Raw genomic sequence first — 285 nt, 5'->3', positions numbered from 1 at the left:
GCAGCGCCCATCCAGCAGCCACGCCATGGAACGCGGTTCGCTGCCGGGCGCGCTGCGTGCGTCCAGCCACAGGTGCTGGTAGCCGTTGTCCTTGCCCAGCACCGGGCGCTGGGCGGGGAAGTGCGCGGCCTCGAAGCCGGTGGTGACGATGTGGCCGTTGAAGTGTAGCGGCAGGTCGTAGCGTGCGGCCTTTTCGCCGTGGACCTGCAGCAGGTCCAGCACCACCGGCAGGCCCAGGTCGGGGTGGCGCAGCAGCGCCTGGGTGCGGGTGAACGCCACGCCGGG

Annotated in this window: 1 pseudogene; it reads right to left on the bottom strand. The window is 71.9% G+C overall.

The window, feature by feature from the left end:
• Positions 1 to 285 (bottom strand): annotated as a pseudogene (locus EN850_RS35855) (alginate lyase); the annotation flags it as partial.

The sequence above is a fragment of the Mesorhizobium sp. M8A.F.Ca.ET.207.01.1.1 genome, from assembly GCF_004794715.1.
Taxonomy (GTDB): domain Bacteria; phylum Pseudomonadota; class Alphaproteobacteria; order Rhizobiales; family Rhizobiaceae; genus Mesorhizobium.
Note: the sequence above shows the minus strand (reverse complement) of the source record. Positions and strands in the feature narration are given on the sequence as shown.